General features: G+C 60.8%; 11 protein-coding genes. 5 read left to right on the forward strand and 6 right to left on the reverse strand.

The annotated features are described in order from the left end of the window. Positions 1 to 183: 183 nt before the first annotated feature. The 3 genes from NOM06_RS10230 to NOM06_RS10240 all read right to left on the reverse strand — a co-directional run bounded on the left by NOM06_RS10230 (position 184) and on the right by NOM06_RS10240 (position 5,603). The gene (locus NOM06_RS10230) at positions 184 to 1,020 is read right to left on the reverse strand and encodes an integrase arm-type DNA-binding domain-containing protein (protein ID WP_255911467.1); all 837 of its coding nucleotides are present in this window, start codon (positions 1,018 to 1,020) and stop codon (positions 184 to 186) included. Between the two features lie 275 nt (positions 1,021 to 1,295). Further along, entirely contained in the window at positions 1,296 to 4,430 is a 3,135-nt protein-coding gene (locus NOM06_RS10235; RefSeq protein WP_255911469.1) for a multidrug efflux RND transporter permease subunit, read from the reverse strand. 15 nt (positions 4,431 to 4,445) lie between these two features. Beyond that, complete coding sequence (locus NOM06_RS10240; protein ID WP_255911471.1) at positions 4,446 to 5,603, reverse strand: efflux RND transporter periplasmic adaptor subunit; 1,158 nt, start codon at positions 5,601 to 5,603, stop codon at positions 4,446 to 4,448. A 157-nt stretch (positions 5,604 to 5,760) separates the two neighbouring features. Here NOM06_RS10240 and NOM06_RS10245 point away from each other — a divergent pair, with 157 nt between their 5' ends. From NOM06_RS10245 to NOM06_RS10255, 3 genes are all read left to right on the forward strand, one after another. After that, positions 5,761 to 6,489 (forward strand): response regulator, encoded by a 729-nt coding sequence (locus NOM06_RS10245; RefSeq protein WP_255911473.1) that lies wholly within the window; start codon positions 5,761 to 5,763, stop codon positions 6,487 to 6,489. Next, the gene (locus NOM06_RS10250; RefSeq protein ID WP_255911475.1) at positions 6,486 to 7,571 is read left to right on the forward strand and encodes an ATP-binding protein; all 1,086 of its coding nucleotides are present in this window, start codon (positions 6,486 to 6,488) and stop codon (positions 7,569 to 7,571) included. The genes NOM06_RS10245 and NOM06_RS10250 overlap by 4 nt, the downstream gene beginning before the upstream one ends. A 426-nt stretch (positions 7,572 to 7,997) precedes the next feature. Continuing rightward, a complete protein-coding gene (locus tag NOM06_RS10255) occupies positions 7,998 to 11,873 on the forward strand; it encodes a DEAD/DEAH box helicase (RefSeq protein ID WP_255911477.1) in 3,876 nt (1,291 codons plus the stop codon). Positions 11,874 to 12,013: 140 nt separating this feature from the next. Here NOM06_RS10255 and NOM06_RS10260 read toward each other — a convergent pair whose 3' ends face one another. After that, complete coding sequence (locus NOM06_RS10260) at positions 12,014 to 12,907, reverse strand: DNA replication terminus site-binding protein (protein WP_255911479.1); 894 nt, start codon at positions 12,905 to 12,907, stop codon at positions 12,014 to 12,016. A 525-nt stretch (positions 12,908 to 13,432) separates the two neighbouring features. Between NOM06_RS10260 and NOM06_RS10265 the strand changes: the two genes are divergently transcribed. Both NOM06_RS10265 and astE read left to right on the forward strand, forming a co-directional pair. Further along, positions 13,433 to 13,642, forward strand: coding sequence for a DUF1127 domain-containing protein (locus NOM06_RS10265; RefSeq protein WP_005337823.1), 210 nt, complete (start codon positions 13,433 to 13,435; stop codon positions 13,640 to 13,642). 293 nt (positions 13,643 to 13,935) lie between these two features. Continuing rightward, a complete protein-coding gene (gene astE / locus NOM06_RS10270; protein ID WP_255911481.1) occupies positions 13,936 to 14,961 on the forward strand; it encodes a succinylglutamate desuccinylase in 1,026 nt (341 codons plus the stop codon). Positions 14,962 to 15,121: 160 nt separating this feature from the next. Here the strand turns inward: astE and NOM06_RS10275 are convergent, their stop codons facing one another. Next, positions 15,122 to 16,675 (reverse strand): LysM peptidoglycan-binding domain-containing protein, encoded by a 1,554-nt coding sequence (locus tag NOM06_RS10275; protein ID WP_005361719.1) that lies wholly within the window; start codon positions 16,673 to 16,675, stop codon positions 15,122 to 15,124. A gap of 70 nt (positions 16,676 to 16,745) precedes the next feature. Further along, a complete protein-coding gene (gene gloB / locus NOM06_RS10280; RefSeq protein WP_005337817.1) occupies positions 16,746 to 17,510 on the reverse strand; it encodes a hydroxyacylglutathione hydrolase in 765 nt (254 codons plus the stop codon). Between the last annotated feature and the right edge of the window lie 18 nt (positions 17,511 to 17,528).

Below are 17,528 nucleotides of genomic sequence, written 5' to 3' on the forward strand. Positions count from 1 at the left end.
TCTTGTCATTGAACACCTCAGGTCATGGTGGCGACTGTACCACCTAAAATGGTGTCCGGGATGATTAGACCACTACAAAATCATCAGCAACAAACTCAGCCCACGCATCCATCATGGGCCGACGCTGGTCTAGCAAGTCTGTGCGGTGGTATGCAGCTTCTACCTTGTTTTTCACTGTGTGGGCTAACGCTCGTTCAGCGAGATCCCTCGCATAGCCTTGCTCGCTGCACCAGTCCCGAAAGCTGGAACGAAAGCCATGTGCCGTTGCCAGACGGCACGGCAAGCCGTCAGGATCAAGAACTCCAGCATTAAGCGAGTTACATCGTAACGTTGTGTTGTCCTCAGATGTTGCTGAACAAAGGCTGGAATGTCACGCCAAGGCATGGCAGGTTGATGCTCGGTACGAATGGCTTTACTGGGTTGTAGTGGGTGCAAGTGATTTACCACATCGACCGGGTTTGCTTGGCAGTGACCATGCGCCCAGGCCCAAGCCATGACCGCATGCAACCGTTGTTTCACACGGCTGGCAGTTTCAGGGATCTCCAACCAGATAGGCATTAAGACCTCAGCGATCTGTGCAGGAGTGATGGCAGAGATTGAGTACTGGCCAATCATGGGAAATGCGTACTGCTCGAGTGTCGAGATCCATTGTTTGCCGTGTTTGGGATTTTTCCATCCAGGTAGCAGTTTGGAATGAACTTCTCGAGCAGCTGCCTCGAAAGTTGGGATAGAGGGTTTACTCTCTTCAGCACGTTTTAGTTCGAGTGGGTCAAGGCCATTGGCAAGCTGCTCTCGCATCTTCTGTCCTTGCTTGGTGGCATCGGCTATGGATATCTCGGGGTACGAGCCAAGTCCTGTATTTCTGCGTTTACCGGTTACTGGGCTGACATAGCGAAGCACCCAGTTGCCACGACCTTTCGTCGTTGACGGATGAAGTGCAAGGCCAGTCACGCCACCATGTGCAATCGCTTTGTCATCTGGCTTGAGATTACGTGCTTTAGTATCGGTAATAAGTGCCATTGGGAAGATTCCTTGAGAATGTGGCATGCCATGGACTATGCCATCCATCGTGCCATTTAGTGCTGGGTGGCGTCACTTCAAATTGGACGTTGTTGGATGAGTGTTGATGTAACTATATGATTTAAAGTGAAGTTTTTGGGGGTTGTTGGATTTTTCTGGATTTGATTCAGGCGGTCTGTCTCTCCGCCACATACCAAGCCCGACCTGTTTAGCAGGTTGGGCTTTTTCTTTTGGTGATGTGCTGAGGGACTATCCGGCCGCCTGTGTATCTGTGGTCATCGAGCCGGGTTAATGCTGTTGGATGCTCGCCGTGCCTGCCAGGAGTGCAGGCGCTGCTGCGCCCCGATGATGAAGACAAAAAAGACCGGTACGAAGAAGATGGCCAGCAGGGTGCCGCTGATCATGCCGCCAAACACGCCGGTGCCGATGGCGTGCTGGGTCTCCGCGCTGGCGCCACTGGCGAGCATCAAGGGCACCACCCCGAGGGTGAAGGCCAGCGACGTCATCAGAATGGGGCGCAGGCGCAGGCGGGCAGCAGTAACAGCCGCATCAAGCAGTGAGCGCCCTTCGCAGTGCAACTGGCGTGCAAACTCCACGATGAGGATGGCGTTCTTGGCCGACAGACCGATGATGGTGATCATGCCTACTTTAAAGAAGACGTCGTTGGGCATACCGCGCAGCATCACGGCCGCGACAGCACCGAGCAGGCCCAGCGGCACCACCAGCATCACCGAGAGCGGGATCGACCAGCTTTCATAGAGTGCTGCCAGAACCAGGAAGACCACCAGCGCCGACAATAGCATCAGCAGGGGGGCCTGCTCGGCCGACTGGCGCTCTTGCAACGACTGTCCCGTCCAGGCCAATGTGAAGCCTGGCGGCAATTGCGCCACCAGACGCTCAATCTCCGCCATCGCCGCTCCGCTGGAGATGCCGGGCGCGGCCCCCCCGACAATACGCACGGCAGGGAAGCCATCGAAGCGCATCATCTGTTGCGGCGATTCGCGCCATTCCGGTGTCACCACCTCCCGCAGGGGGACCATGCCGCCGCTGGCATTGCGCACCCGCAGGCCGAGCACATCATCGAGCTGCATGCGCGCCGACGCGTCGGCCTGCAGAATGACCTGCTGCATGTGTCCGCCGTTGGGGAAGTCGTTGACGTAGAGCGACCCCATTGCGGCCGACAGGGTACTGCTCACGCTGGCGAACGAGAGTCCCATGGCTTCGGCCTTCTGTCGGTTGATCTCGAGGTGAATGCTCTGGCCGGGAGGCAGATTGTCGGGATACACATCACTGACTACCTGGCTTTTGGCGGCCAGTTCCAGCAGTTGTGCCTGGGCGGCCAGCAGCGCGGCTTCCCCCCGGTTGGCTCTGTCTTGCAGGAAAAGGGTGAAGCCGGAGGCGGTACCCAGCTCGTCGATGGCGGGCGGCAGCAGGCTCATTACCGTGCCTTCAGGAATATTTGCCATAGCCGCTTGTGCCAGATCTGCCTCTTCGGCTGCCGTGGCGCCATGACGCTGATCCCAATCTTTGAGCATGGTGAAGGCCATGGCGGCATTGGGGCCTGCGCCGGAGAAGCTGAAGCCCTGCACCACCAGGTTGGTGTCCAGCGCCTCGCGAGAGGCGACGTGAGCCTCGAAGGCCTTGACCACCTCAAGAGTACGCTCGCTGGTGGCGCCGGTCGGTAGCTGGATGGAGGTCATGAAGTAACCCTGGTCCTCGTCCGGCAGAAAAGAGGAGGGCAGCTGGGCGGCGGCGAGGGCCAGCACGGTGCAGAGGGCGGCAAAGGTTGCCATCATCCGTCCGCTGCGCCCGACCAGCCGGGTTACCCACGCACCGTAGCCTGCCGTGAACCGCTCGAAACCCCGGTTGAAGGCACCGAAGAAGCCGTGCTTCTCATGATGATCCGGACTGACCGGACGCAGCAAGGTGGCGCAGAGCGCAGGCGTCAGGGTCAGGGCGAGGAAGGCCGAAATGAGGATCGACACCGCCATCGACAGGGTGAACTGCTGGTAGATGACCCCCACCGAGCCGCTGCCAAACGCCATGGGGAGGAACACCGCCGTGAGCACCAGGGTGATGCCGATCACCGCCCCGGTGATCTCTTTCATGGCCTGCGACGTCGCCTCCCGGGGCGAGAGCCCCCGGCTGGCCATCAGGCGCTCGACGTTCTCCACCACCACGATGGCGTCGTCGACTATGATGCCGATGGCCAGCACCATGCCGAACATGGTGAGGGAGTTGATCGAAAAACCGGCCAGCAGCATCACCGCGAAGGTGCCAAGCAGAGCGATGGGGGCGACGATGGCCGGGATCAGGGTGTAGCGCAGGTTTTGCAGGAAGAGAAACATCACCAGAAACACCAGCACCATGGCTTCCAGCAAGGTATGGATCACCTTTTCGATGGAGACCTTGACGAAAGGGGCCGAGTCAAAGGGGATCGAATAGGCCATGCCCGCTGGCAGGGTGGGAGCGAGCTGGGCGAGACGGGTGCGCACCGCATCGGCGGTACGCACGGCGTTGGCGCCGGGGGAGAGCTGGATGGCGGCGCTGGTGGCGGCCACCCCGTTCTCCCGGTTGGAAAAGGCGTAGGATTGCGCCCCCAGCTCGACCCGGGCGACATCACCCAGCACCAGCTTGGCGCCATCACCACCGGCTCGCAGCACGATGGCGGCGAATGCCTCGGGGGTCGTCAGTTGGCCTTGAACCGTGAGGGGAACCGTCAGGCGTTGCCCCGGCAGGGCGGGTTCATCACCGAGGCGTCCCGGTGCAATCTGGATATTCTGCTGCTCGATGGCCTGTGCCACCTCGCTGATAGTCAGCCCGTAGGCGGCGAGTTTGGCCGGATCTACCCAGATGCGCATGGCCTGCTCGGCGCCGAACAGCTGCACTCGTCCTACCCCGTCGATGCGGCGCAGCTCCTGCACAATATTGCGTGCCATGTAGTCGTTGAGGGCAACCTCATCGAAGCGGCCATCCGGTGAGGTCATGCCGACCATCATCAGAAAGCCGGATGAGGCGGACTCTACCTGCAGGCCGGTTTGCCGCACCGCTTGTGGCAAGCGAGGTTCGACCGCCTTGATGCGGTTTTGCACGTCCATCTGGGCAAGCTCCGGATCGGTGCCCGGCTTGAAGGTGGCAGTGATCTGCGCGCTGCCCGAGGCGTCCACAGAGGACTCGAAGTAGAGCAGGTTCTTCACTCCCGACAGCTCGCGCTCGATAAGGCTCACCACCGCATCATTCAGGGTCTGCGGTGTGGCGCCCGGATAGGTGGCATAGAGGGTCACCGACACCGGCGCCACCGAGGGATAGCGGGAGATGGGGAGCTTGGGGATGGCGATGACCCCTGCCAGTACGATGAACAGGGCGATCACCCAGGCAAACACCGGGCGATGGATAAAAAACTGCGGCATGGATAACTCTCCGATTCAGCGAATGCCACTGTCAGCCGGTTGGCTGACAGCGGGTGGTTGCCAGGGGGACGCTGTGACCTGAACCCCCAGGGTCAGACGGTCGATCCCTTCGATCACCACCTGTTGCCCGGCACTGAGCCCGGACGCGATGCGGTACTGGCTATTCACCAGTTCAGCGGTATTGACCGGAACCAGCTGTGCCTGCCCCTGGCCATCCACCACCCACACGCTGGTCTGACCCGATGTGCGCACTACCGCCTGCTGGGGCACGGTCAGGGCGTTGGCATAGCGGGCACGGGGGATGCGCGCCTGCACATAGAGGCCGGGCAACAGCCGCCGCTCGGGATTGTCCACCAGCACCCGCAGCAGCACGTCGCCGGTCCCGGCATCGACCTCTATGCCGGAGAAGAGGATGTGCCCCTGCATCCCCAGCGGTGTGCCATTGCTGCCGAGGATCTCCACCGCCAGTTCCGGTGCCGTTGAGCCAGCCTGTTGGCGCAGGGATTCCAGCACCGAGGCCGGTTGGCGCACATCGACGTAGACCTGATCAATCTGCTGGATCCGGGCCATGGGTGTGGCATCGGTGGGAGACACCAGGGCCCCTTCACTCACCAGCGCCTGATCGATGCGTCCGGCGATGGGGGCCTCCACGCTGGCAAATTGCAGGTTCAGCTGGTGCCGGGCCAGAGTCGCCCTGGCCTGGGCTACATCGGCGGCCGCCTGATCCCGCTGGGAGATCGCATCGTCATAGGTCTGGCGGCTGATGGCGTCGGTGCGCAGCAGCGGCTTCAGGCGGTCAATCTGGATGCGGGCGCGGGCCAGCACGGCCTCGGCCCGTTGCAATGCGGCGGCGGCGCTGTCGACATCAGCCTTGAAGGGGGCCGGGTTTATCTGGAACAGCACTGTGCCTGCGCTGATCTCGGCGCCCTGCTCGAACAGGCGGCGCTGCACGATACCGCTGATCTGGGCGCGAATGTCGGCGCTGCGCAGTGCCGCCACCCGGGCGGGCAGATCCTCGCTGATGACAAGCTCCCGACCAGTCAATGTCAGCACCGACACTTGAGGAAGGGCGGGTGCCTCCTGCTCTTGCGGCGCGACATCGCAACCCGCCAACCCGAATGCGGCAATGACGGCGAGCAGGGCGCCCGCATACCGCTGTTTGACAAACATCATCCACTCACCTCGTTAAACCGTCTCTCCGGTGTGATGTGACCGAAGAGTGCATCGAGCGGCTATTATGGCGAGGGGCTATTGCGAATGATTCGAGGCTTTGTGGAGAATCCATGGAGGCGATGATAAAGTTCAACGCCACCTTTTTTCGAGTCCGACCATGTCCCATCTCAATGCTTCCGCCAGCTCGGCGGGCCAGTCACTGGTACTGATTGCAGAGGATGAAGCCGAGATCGCCGACATCCTCGCCGCTTACCTGCAACGTCATGGCTTGCGCTCCCTGCACGCCGCCGATGGCCGTGAAGCACTGGCCATGCATCAGGCATTCAAACCCGATCTCCTGCTGCTGGATGTGCAGATGCCGCAGCTGGATGGCTGGCAGGTACTCAGCGAGATCCGGGCGCGTGGCGATACGCCGGTGATCATGCTGACCGCCCTCGATCAGGATCTCGACAAGTTGATGGGGCTGCGCATGGGGGCGGATGACTATGTGGTCAAACCCTTCAATCCGGCCGAAGTGGTGGCGCGAGTGCAGGCCGTGCTCAGGCGCACCCGGGCCGTAAAGCCTGCCACGGCGAACGTGTTGCGGGTCGGCCAGTTTCAGATCGATCTGGAGAGCCACGAGGCCAGCATTTTCCGCGATGACCAGCAGCAGGTGCTGGAGCTGACCCTGACCGAGTTCAAGTTGCTCGCCTCTTTGATGCGGGCGCCGAAACGGGCGTTCAGTCGCGCCGAACTGCTGACTCACTGCTTGCCGGAGGGGGATACCCAGGAGCGTACGGTGGATAGCCACATCAGCAAGTTGCGCAAAAAACTGGAGACACACGGCATTCAGGGGGTCCCCGCCAGTGTCTGGGGCGTTGGCTATCGCTTCGGGGGCGATGCATGAAATCGGCGCCCGGCCTTCGCAGGCAGATCATCCGTTCTCTGGGCTTGATGACGCTTGGTATCATCTCCCTCGCGGTGATCGGCACCTATGTGTTTTATGGCATAGCCGTGGCGTTTGTGCCGGGCAGCATCTCCGAGACCTGGGTGCCCTCCAGAGTCGAGATGATCTGGATCGGCTCCACCATTCTCATCGCATTGGGGATGGCGCTGTACGTGGCGGTGCGCCTCTCTCGCCGCATCCTGACTCCCCTCAACTCGGTGGCAACCAGCCTGCGCGAGGTGGCCGAGGGCAAACTCGATGCCCGCGTGCCGGAGGATGAGCAGGCGATCGGGGAGACGGCGCAACTGGTGCGCGACTTCAACACCATGGCCGAGCGGCTGCAGAGCATGACCCGCGAGCGGGAGTTCTGGAATGCCGCCATCGCCCACGAATTGCGCACTCCGGTGACCATTTTGCGTGGCCGCTTGCAGGGGCTGGCCGAAGGGGTATTTCCTCCCAGCAGCGAACTCTTCGAGGGGTTGCTGCGTCAGGTGGAGGGGCTCAATCACCTGATCGAGGATTTGCGGGTATTGAGCCTCAACGACAGCGGCCATCTGGAGTTGCAGCGGACCGAGGTCAGGCTGGCCGACGAGCTTGCCGTGGTGCTTGAGGCATTTGCCAGCTCTCTGGCGGCGAGCGGATTTGTGTTGCAGCGGGAGCTCGATAGCGAACTTCATGTCTGCTGCGATCTGTTTCGCATCCGTCAGGCTCTGATGGCGCTGTTGGAAAATGCCCAGAAGCACGCGCTGCCGGGCCTGCTGACCGTGCGGCTGTATCGCTCGGAGAGTGTGTGCGTCCTGAGTGTGGAAGATGAGGGGCCAGGCATCAGCGAGGAGATCGCCGCCTGTATCTTCGATGCGTTTCGTCGCGGAGATCCGTCACGCTCGCGCAAGAGCGGCGGTAGCGGACTCGGACTCGCCGTGGTCAAGGCGATTGCAGAGGCCCACGGCGGCAGCGCAGTTTGCCAATCTACCGGACGGGGAGGGAGCCGATTCGTGCTCTCCTGGCCCATCTCAGCCATGCCCGGTTGCCCTGAAATTTAGCCTGCGGGCGGCAGGTTATAGTGAAGCTATACAGCTGCCAGCACAGGGGCGTTCGACAAGCGACTGCCATAAGGGTTTTCGCCGCTTGTGCCGGGTGAGCAGGAGGGATTGGGACATGGTTCATTTGGCGCGAAATCATGGTTTTTTGCTGTCAAAAATTGAAACCGTTTTCAGAAATCCTTTTCAACTGTGATCCGCTTCAAAGCTTTTTCGGGCGCCAACCTCTAGCATTGGCTCCACGAATTAGGGGCTAGCGCTCCCGATTTTCCCGCTGTGGGAGGTAACCGGATGATCCGGCTATTTCCTTCGTTACTTTCGACGGTCATCATGGATGGCCGTTTTTTTTTGAGTTATTTCACGGTAAAGGGTCGAGCCGCTGGCGCTTTACCGTTAAAATTCCGCTTTTGCACTTGCCCGTGAGTCTTGATGTCTGCGTCCACCCTCTCTTCGGATAGTTATGCCCTGCTCGCCACCCTGCAATTGCAGCGCGTTGCCAGTACCCGTTTGCTGCAAGATCAACTGGCGATGGGCCATGCCCTGATCGATAAACTGACCCGACTGCAGGATGCGGGGCTGGTCAGATTGCGCGGGGAGCAGCAGTGGAGCCTGACCGCCGAGGGGACGCTGGCGCTGATCCTGGGGGTGCGTGCCGGTCTCTGCCCGGAGCCGGACTGGAGCCGGGTGCCCTCATTGACCGGGCAGGATCTCACCCACGCGGTGGTGCGCGAGCTCTGCCGCGGCAAGGCGGGGGAGATCCCGACCTATTTCTCGGCCAGCGATCTGCTGACCCTGCTCGATACCCCGGGCGCTCACCAGTTGCTGGCGGGCTCCAGCCCCGCCTGGCAGCAAATGTTGCTGGAGCACTTCTCGCTGCAACTCTTGCTCGATGCCCCCTATGAAGAGCGCTGGCCGCTGGCCAATGCGCTGGTGCGCTGCGCTCCCGAGGTGCAGGCCCGGGCCAAAGCGTTCGAGGCGGAGTGGCGCTGGCTCTGCGGGGATGGCGAGAGCACATCGCCAACCGGCGAGGACAAGGATGCCGCCCCCGGCTGGCTAGCCCTGCAGGCGCTGGCCCAGCAGAGCCAGAGCGGCCCGCTTGGCGAGCGGCTGCTCACCGCGCTGGGCCAGTGGCAGGAAACCGATGAGGGTGAAGCGGGCCAGTGGCCCCGTTCATTCAGCGCCCTGCTCTGGCTTGGCTGGTTGCAGCAGGCCGATCCCGTCATCGCCAGCGAACAGCGCAAGAAGTGGCAGCGCAGCCTGATCGGTCAGTTTCCCCTGCTTGCCGATCTGCTCAGCCAGTGGGCGGGCGATCGCCACGGTCAGGCGGTCGGCCTGTTCGATACCCTGCAGTTGCCTGTGGAGGAGCTCCACTGGGGCTATCTCTGGCTCGATCTCTGCGCGCTGGCCCGTCACGGTGCCCAGAGCCCGCAGGTGGCCATGTTGCACAAGTGGGACCTCTCCCACCTGCTCGATGCCGAGCCCCATCATCGCCTGATGGCATTTTGTCAGGATCTGCTGCGCATCTTGTTGGGCGAGGCGGCCAAAGGGGCGCCCCTGTGCCAACTGCGCGGCAGTGAGGAGAGTGCGCAAGAGAGCAGTGATGAGCAGGATGATGACGGGGATGAGGATAAAACCGCGGCCTCTGCCAGCTGGCTCAACTGGCTGCAGGGGCTGGGACGCTCCAGTGGCGTGCGCAAGCCGCAGGAGCGGTTGGTGTGGCTGCTCCATGCCGAGGGGCCCGAGCTGGAGTGCAAGATCCAGAAACTGAGCACCAAGGGGGAGTGGACCGCCGGTCGCCGGGTCGATCCGGCCCTGCTCTCTACCCAATATGCCGCCATGCTCGATGAGCATGACTGGGCACTGGTTCGCACCCTGCCACGGGTGATAGGACGGCTGCCGCGGGATGTCTGGGCGCCGCTGGCCGATCACCCCCGCTTGTTCAACGCCAAGGGGCAGAAGCTGCAACTGGCCATCAGCGCCCCCCTGCTGCAGGTGGTGGCCACCGAACAGGGGATGAGTGCGCAGCTCTGCCCCGATGCGGCCGCTCGCGGGGCCCATATCATGCCGCTGGCGCAGGATCTGTGGCAGCTGATCCTCACCCCGCAGCCGCTGCTCGACCGCTTGCCTGCGCTCGAATCCATCCCGCTGCTGCCCGCCGAGGGGCTGGCCGAGCTGCAACGCACCCTGGACGCCATTCCCGAGCTGCCCTGGCACAGTCAGGTTGCGGGGCTTAGCGGCAACGCCGAACTGGCTCCCTGGCCGGGCATTCCTTCGGTGCAACTGGATTGGCAGGATGGTCAGCTGTCGGTCAAGCTGGTGACCCGATTTGAGGATCTGCCGCCCCAGCCCCTTGGCAAGGGGGAGTCGATCGTGCGGCAGGGGATCAAGGCGTATCACTACTGGCAGCGGGATCTCGGGGCCGAGAAGGGGCAGGCCCAGTTGCTGCGCAATCAATTGCCCATCGGCCTGCCCGGCAGCGAGTGGCTGCTGCAGGGGGAACAGGCGCTGGCGCTGGTCAATGCCCTGCCCGAGCTGGTGGATGCCGGTGTGGTCATTCACTGGCATCAGGACAGCGCTCGCCTCAAGAGCCTCGATGAAGCGGCTCTGAGCCTGCGCATCGAGCGGCGGCAGGACTGGTTCCAGGTCGAAGGGGCACTGGCCCTTGATGAGCACCAGATCCTCGACCTGCGCCTTATTTTGCGCCAGATGACCCCGGGCCAGCGCACCGTTCAGCTCGATGAGAAGACCAGCCTGATGCTGAGCGACAAGCTGGTGGAGCGGCTCACCATGCTGGGGGCCATGCTCGATGAAGAGCAGCGCATCAACAACAAGCTGGCCTATCCGCTCACTCGTCTGCTCTCGGTCATTACCACCGAAGGGGATGCAGCGTGGCAATCCCTGCAGCAGGAGTGGCAGCAGGAGGTCGATTGCCCGGACGAGCTGCTTACCTCCCTGCGGGACTATCAGAAGGAGGGGGTGCGCTGGATGGCGACCCTGGCCCATCACGGTTTTGGTGCCTGTCTGGCCGATGACATGGGTTTGGGCAAGACACTGCAGGCGCTTATCGTGCTGCGGATGCGCCAGCACCTTGGCCCTGCGCTGGTGGTGGTGCCCAAGTCAGTGGTCACCAACTGGCAGGAGGAGGTGACCCGTTTCGCCCCCGAGCTGGATGTGGTGGTGTTCGAGAACCCGGCCGAGCGGGAGGGGATCATTCGCGAGGCCAAGGCCGGTCAGGTGATCCTCATCAACTACGGCATGCTTGGCAGCCTGGCGGAGGCGCTCAAGTCCCGCCGCTGGTCCTCCATGGTGCTTGATGAGGCCCAGCAGATCAAAAACGCCGGTACCCAGCGTGCCAAGCTGTTGTTCCAGCTCGACGGCGATTTTCGCCTCGCCCTCTCCGGCACCCCCATCGAGAACCATCTGGGGGAGCTGTGGAGCCTCTTCACCTTTATCAACCCGGGGCTGCTCGGCAGCCTTGGCGAGTTCAAGCGTCGCTTTGGCAAGGCGGTCAAGGATCCCCAGCACATGGCGCTGCTGCGGGCGGTGATCAGCCCCTTCATCCTGCGCCGTCTCAAGCAGCAGGTGCTGACCGAGCTGCCGGACAAGACCGAGATCATCCACCACATCAGCCTCTCCCCCGAAGAGCGCCAGCTCTACGAGGCGACCCGGCGGGAAGTGGTGCAGCAGGTGCAAAGCGCCGATGGTCGCGCCCTGATGCATGTGCTGAGTGGCCTGACCCGGCTGCGCCGTCTATGCTGCTCACCGGAGCTGGTGATGCCCGAGTGGTCGCAAACTAGCAGCAAGCTGGACGAGGCGATGGCCCTGCTGGAAGAGGCGATCGACGGTGGTCATCGGGTGCTGGTGTTCAGCCAGTTTGTCGATCTGCTGAGCCTGCTGCGGGCCCGCATCGAGCAGAAGTCCTGGGATTACTGCTATTTGGATGGGGGCTGCTCCGCCAAGTCCCGTCAGGACTCCATCCTGCGTTTTCGTCATGAGGAGGTGCCGCTGTTCCTCATCAGCCTCAAGGCAGGGGGGACCGGCCTCAACCTCACCCAGGCCGATACCGTGCTGCACCTCGATCCCTGGTGGAACCCGGCGGTGGAAGATCAGGCGAGCGATCGGGCGCACCGGATGGGCCAGACCCAGCCGGTGACCGTGTACCGGCTGGTGTGCGAGCAGACGGTGGAGGAGAAGATTGTCGCCCTGCACGACGAGAAGCGGGCGCTGGCCGATGGGTTGCTGAGCGGCCAGTCCGAGGTGCGCGGGCTGGATGTGGAGAGCCTGCGTGCCCTGCTGATGGGCTGATTGGCGACGCCGCCTTCCACACCACCTATCGATACAGACAAGGGGAGAACATCCAGGATGTTCTCCCCTTTCTTATTTGGGGTGCTGATGCGGGATACATCGTTTATCGCGGCAAGGCGGCCCAGCTATTCCTGATCCAGTCACCCCTGATAGAGATAGAGGTGCAGCCGCTCGATGATGGGCTCGCCGCCAATCTTGCGATCTCGCCGCGCCTGCCGGCTCTTGGGGGGATAGTTGCTCAGATGGGTGACTGCAGGCGGGGTATCCGAGCAGAGCAGCAGGGGCAGGCTCGCCTTGATCTGCTGCTTGCGCGGGGTGCGCTCCAGCCAGAGCAGGTTGATCATCGGGTGGGTCTTGACCGGGCGGCGGATCCGCAGCTCGGCATCGGCGGGCAGACGGCGAATGTCGTACACCTCCTGATCCACCATCTTGCTCCACTCCTCGTTGTTGGAGAGGGCCGGTATGTAGCGGCGGCTGCGCTCCAGCATCTCAAGCACCTGCTCGCGACTGAGGCGATTGATGGTCTGCTTGTCAGCCCAGGTAAAGCCGAGGGATTGCAGCTCCCCCGCCAACAGGGTCAGTTTGCGGTAGACCTGCAGGGTGATCACCCCGGGCAGGGCGGTATGTACCAGCTCGAACTTCTCGTCACGTCCCCCCGCCTGCTGCACCAGCGCCTTGAAATCGAGCTTGTGCTGGTTGATTTGGTCGATCAGCGGTTGCAGCAAGGGGGCTGCGGCGGCAGGAAAGCGCAACCAGCCGGGCAGCCGATGAGTCGCCTTGGTGGAGCAGCCGGGACGGGCGCTGTGATCCCGATAGGCTGCGAGGGTGGCCGCCAGCGCGGCTTCACCGTTGAGATAGCCCACCTCAATTTGCTCGATCGGGTCGTGCTCTTCCCCCTGTGGCACCGGGGGGAGGGGATAGACATGGGCCTCCTGCAGATCGAGCTGGCCAAGCAGATCGGCCAGCTGGTTGAGAGAGGCTTCAATGGCGGCCATCTGTTGACGCAGGGCGGCGGTCGGGGTAAAGGTATCCATCGATGATCCTGTGGTCTGACCCGCTGTTGACGACATCAGGTATGACATCGCTGCGGGTAGCAAAACTACTGTATAAATAAACATACCAGCATGCGGTTGGAGTGCCAAGAGGCACTTTGAGGAGGGGGCAATGTGCGCCTCTGAATGGGGATGTGGTGATGGTTTTATTTATGTTTCAGTGTGTTAAATAAAGATCGCCACAAGATCACTAAATTAACAATCACGTGTAACTCCGCTGTTGCCAGCTGTTCACACCCTGTCCATCCCTGCATATGTAAAGCAGTAAAATGCATATATAGATGGGTGCCATGCAGCACAATATGCTGTGCGACTCTGCTGGCCAACCGTAAAAATAATTATTTGTTTAAAATCAAAGGATTAAAATTAAATCCTGCCGTTTTTAGACATTAGATTTACTAATGTAACGTATCAAAATTCGTCAATTGAGTCGGCCCTGCTCCCTGACTAAGCTTTGCGCATCAAATAAAGCCCAGTGCGTAAACAAATATTTAGAGGAGCCACATCATGGCCAACATGACTTATACCGAAACCGGTTACCAGCATTCCAGCCAATTGAATCTGGTTGCTCGCGTTAAAATGACCGTTCTGACCTGGCTGGAGCGCAGCCGCAGCCGTCGCCAGCTCTCCGAGCTGCCCGAGTACCTGCTCAAAGACATCGGCCTGAACGAAGCTGACCGTTATCAAGAGACCACCAAGCCGTTCTGGCGTGGTTGATCTACCGGGCATGGATGCCTTGTTTTTCTGCTGAGTCGTTTGCTGTTCTGCCCCTGTGGCGCACGGCCGCCAAGTCTGTCATTGTCTGTTTTATATCCCCCGTTTTCCCCCTGTTATTTGTTGGTCCTTTTTCCTCTCCTCTTTATTCCACATTGCTACTGCCATTGCTGTCGTCGTTCGATTGTTATCACACTTGTATCGTTAATGTTTGAATTTGTTTAAAAAACGATTTTAAGCCGCGATGCCTTGCGTATAATCCGGCCATAGTATTCCAGCGCAAGAGGGTGAGACGGATGATTCCCCAGCACGATTTTTTGACCTTGACCCGCAGCCATGAGTGGCAGCTTGAGCCCTTTGAATTTGCCCTGCCCGATGGTGCGCGGGTCAGCGTCTGGGATACCGGCGTGCTCTGTCTGGAGCCTGCCAGTGGCGCGGGCGGCCAGCTCGGAGGGCGCAAGGATATCGTCCTCTCCTGCGGCATCCACGGCAACGAGACCGCTCCCATCGAGATCTGCAACCAGCTGTTGAGCCGTCTGCTCTCAGGTGAGCTGATCGCCCGTCATCGGGTGTTGTTCCTGTTTGGCAATCCGGCTGCGATGAATCTGGGGCTGCGAGAGGTGGAGGAGAACATGAACCGGCTCTTCTCTGGTGCACACAGCAAGGGAGAAGGGCTCTGCAATCGGGAGCGGATCCGCGCCATGCGCCTTGAGCAGTATGTGAGCCGCTTCTTTGCCGATCCGACTCGTCCCCGTTACCACTACGACCTGCACACTGCCATTCGCGGTTCGCGCCACGAGAAGTTTGCCGTCTACCCCTTTCCTCACGAGCGGCCTCACTGCCGCGAGCAGGTGCAGTTCCTCGGCGCCTGCGGGGTGCGTACTATTCTGCTTTCCGCCAGCCCGACCACCACCTTCAGCTACTACAGCTCCCGCCAGCATGGTGCCCATGCCTTCACGGTGGAGTTGGGCAAGGTACGGCCGTTTGGCGAGAACGACATGACCCGCTTTATCGAAACCCGCCAAGCGCTGCAAGAGCTGGTCACTCAGGATGAGGTGGCGCTGGAGCCGTGGCGGGCGGACGATTTCACCCTGTTTGCCATCGATCGGGTGATCACCAAAAAATCGGCGGACTTTCGCTTCCTGTTCGCCAGCGATGTGGACAACTTCACCGAATTCCCCCAAGGGTTCGTGCTGGCCGAGGATGGTGAGCTGCGTTACACAGTCGAGAAGCCGCGTGAGGCGGTGGTCTTCCCCAATGCCAATGTGGCGATCGGTCAGCGCACCGTGCTGATGGTGGTGCCGACAAGGCTCTGGGAATAGCGGTGATAGTTTTGCCTGCAGAGCGGTGATGCATCCGCAGGTGGCGCCAAGCCATTGTTTTAGTCGGCGGCTCAGACACAGCAGCGGTTAGCCGCAGTAATAAAAAACGGGGCCAGTCAGATGACTGGCCCCGTTTTTTATCGGGTTCAAGCGGTGAGGCTTAGCTGTTGTTCTTCACAAACAGGGTCAGCTCCTGGCCGGGCTTGAGGTAATCCCCTTTATCCAGCTGATTCCAGCGCATCACATCGTTGATGGCCACCTGGAAGCGAGCCGCGATGGAGGAGATGGAGTCGCCACGGCGAACCTGATACACCATCGATTTGTCGCTCTTCTTCCCTTGCTTGGGATAGACCACCAGCTTCATGCCTGGTTTGAGCGCCGACTTGGCATTCAGACCATTCCACTTGGCGAGCTCTTCGTGGGAGACGCCGTGCGCCTGGCTGATGCTCCACAGGTTGTCACCCGAGCGCACCTTGTAACTGACCTTGGCCTTCTGGCTGCTGCCACGGCTTGCCAGCTGCTGCGGTTTGCTGGCGGAGCTGGCCTTGCTGCTGACCTGACCGTGGGTCGGGATCACCAGTTGCTGACCGCGACGCAGGTTGTTGCTGCGCAGATTGTTGGCCAGCTTCAGCTCGTTCACGCTGACGCCATGATTCTGGGCGATACGCGACAGGGTATCGCCACTGGTGACCTGATAGGAGCGGGTACGAATACGCTCGCTCTTGGGCAGATCGGCCAGTGCCAGCTCCAGGGTATCGGCATACTCTACCGGTACCAGCAGGCGGTAAGGGCCACGGGGCGACATCACGCCACGGCTCAGGGCAGGATTGACCTCCTTGAGCTGTGAGGTGCGCAGACCTGCCAGTTGGGCGGCCACATTCAGATCGATCTGGCTGCCAGTCTCCACCACTCGCAGCTTCGGCTCGTTGGCGAGCACCGGCAACTGGATATTGTACTTGTCCGCATTACTGATCATGTCAGCCATGGCGAGGATCTTGGGCACATACATCCGGGTTTCGCGCGGCAGATCGAGCGACCAGTAGTCGGTCGGCTTGCCTGCGCGCTGATTACGCTGGATGGCGTTGCGCACCCGTCCTTCACCGGCATTGTAGGCGGCCAGCGTTTGCAGCCAGTCACCGTCAAAGAAGCGGTTCAGGTACTCCAGATAGTCGAGCGCCGCATTGGTGGAGGCCAGCACATCGCGCCGTCCGTCATACCAGTTGTCGTGGCGCAGACCGAAGTTTCTGCCTGTCGCTGGCACAAACTGCCACAGACCGACGGCATTGCTGCGGGATCGGGCATGGGGATCAAACATGCTCTCGATCATCGGGACAGTAATAAGCTCCATTGGCAGCTCACGCCGTTCAATCTCCTCTACCATCAGATAGAGGTAGGGTTCAGCCCGGCTGGCAATGGTCGCCAGATGCTTATCATTGCGCAACAGCCACTCACGTTGCTGGCGGATGCGCGGGTTATCCGGAGTTTCCAGTTGCATATCATCACTGATACGCACCCACAGATTGTCCGTATCTTCCATTTCGTCCAGCTGTTCATCGCCAAACAGGAAATGGGAAGAGTGTTTTTTATGCGCTTTTTTCTTGACCTGGGGGGACTTGATCGGCTCGATTGCCGTTAGCGCCCGGTCATCCTGATGGCTCAGGTTTTGGCAGCCGCTGAGCAACAGCGCTGCCAATAAGGCCGTTCGTACCTTCATCTCGTTCCGGTCATTTTTAGGAAAAACAGCTCGCATCATAAGGGGCAATGGCCCCCTGATCAAGGTTTGTTCAAAAAACGTCCTTCCACTGACGCAGGATGGTGAAGGTATCTACCGGATTTTCCACGCATTTTAGCCCATGTTTTTCAGCAGAAAATTTCACTGAATCCTGTTCGCAGCGCAGAAAAATGTTGAAAGTGCGTTCGTCACCCAGCCGGGTTGGCAGGCTTGGCAGTCCTTGTTGCCGCAGTTTGCTGATCAGCCCGATCTGGCGGCGGATCGCCGGGTTGTCCGGCTCGACCGCATAGGCAAAACGCAGGTTGGAGAGGGTGTACTCGTGGGCACAATAAATGAGTGTCTCATCGGGCAGGGCGGCGAGTCGTTGCAGCGAGTGGTACATCTGCTCCGGCGTCCCTTCAAACAGGCGGCCACAACCGGCCGAGAAGAGGGTATCGCCACAAAACAGCATGCCGTTGCCGTGGTAGGCGATGTGGCCGCGAGTGTGCCCGGGCACATGGATCACTTCGAGGGCGAGGCCGTGCCAGTTGATCTGATCGCCATCTTCCAGCCACTGACCGTGGTGATCCGGCATCGGGTCAAGTTTGGGGCCATAGAGCCGGGCGTGGGGGAAGTGGGCAAGCAGGTCGGTGACGCCCCCGACATGGTCGTGATGGTGATGGGTCAGCAGGATGGCATCGAGCACCAGCCCCAATGCCTCAAGCCGCTCCAGCACGGGTGCGGCATCGCCCGGATCGACCACCAAGCAGTGATTTTCGTGGCGGATCAACCAGATGTAGTTGTCATTAAAGGCTGGAACTGTGATCACTGGATACATGAGTCTGCTTCTCTTTAG

It is taken from the genome of Aeromonas sp. JL9, assembly GCF_024436075.1.
Classification (GTDB): Bacteria; Pseudomonadota; Gammaproteobacteria; order Enterobacterales; family Aeromonadaceae; genus Aeromonas; species Aeromonas veronii.

What these genes read in the sequence shown, in the direction of transcription:
- NOM06_RS10265 (WP_005337823.1), top strand. Translation starts at nt 13,433, where the DNA reads ATGGCCAACATGACTTATACCGAAACCGGTTACCAGCATTCCAGCCAA.
- NOM06_RS10230 (WP_255911467.1), bottom strand. Translation starts at nt 1,020, where the DNA reads ATGGCACTTATTACCGATACTAAAGCACGTAATCTCAAGCCAGATGAC.
- gloB (WP_005337817.1), bottom strand. Translation starts at nt 17,510, where the DNA reads ATGTATCCAGTGATCACAGTTCCAGCCTTTAATGACAACTACATCTGG.
- NOM06_RS10250 (WP_255911475.1), top strand. Translation starts at nt 6,486, where the DNA reads ATGAAATCGGCGCCCGGCCTTCGCAGGCAGATCATCCGTTCTCTGGGC.
- NOM06_RS10255 (WP_255911477.1), top strand. Translation starts at nt 7,998, where the DNA reads ATGTCTGCGTCCACCCTCTCTTCGGATAGTTATGCCCTGCTCGCCACC.
- NOM06_RS10260 (WP_255911479.1), bottom strand. Translation starts at nt 12,907, where the DNA reads ATGGATACCTTTACCCCGACCGCCGCCCTGCGTCAACAGATGGCCGCC.
- NOM06_RS10240 (WP_255911471.1), bottom strand. Translation starts at nt 5,603, where the DNA reads ATGATGTTTGTCAAACAGCGGTATGCGGGCGCCCTGCTCGCCGTCATT.
- NOM06_RS10245 (WP_255911473.1), top strand. Translation starts at nt 5,761, where the DNA reads ATGTCCCATCTCAATGCTTCCGCCAGCTCGGCGGGCCAGTCACTGGTA.
- NOM06_RS10235 (WP_255911469.1), bottom strand. Translation starts at nt 4,430, where the DNA reads ATGCCGCAGTTTTTTATCCATCGCCCGGTGTTTGCCTGGGTGATCGCC.
- astE (WP_255911481.1), top strand. Translation starts at nt 13,936, where the DNA reads ATGATTCCCCAGCACGATTTTTTGACCTTGACCCGCAGCCATGAGTGG.
- NOM06_RS10275 (WP_005361719.1), bottom strand. Translation starts at nt 16,675, where the DNA reads ATGAAGGTACGAACGGCCTTATTGGCAGCGCTGTTGCTCAGCGGCTGC.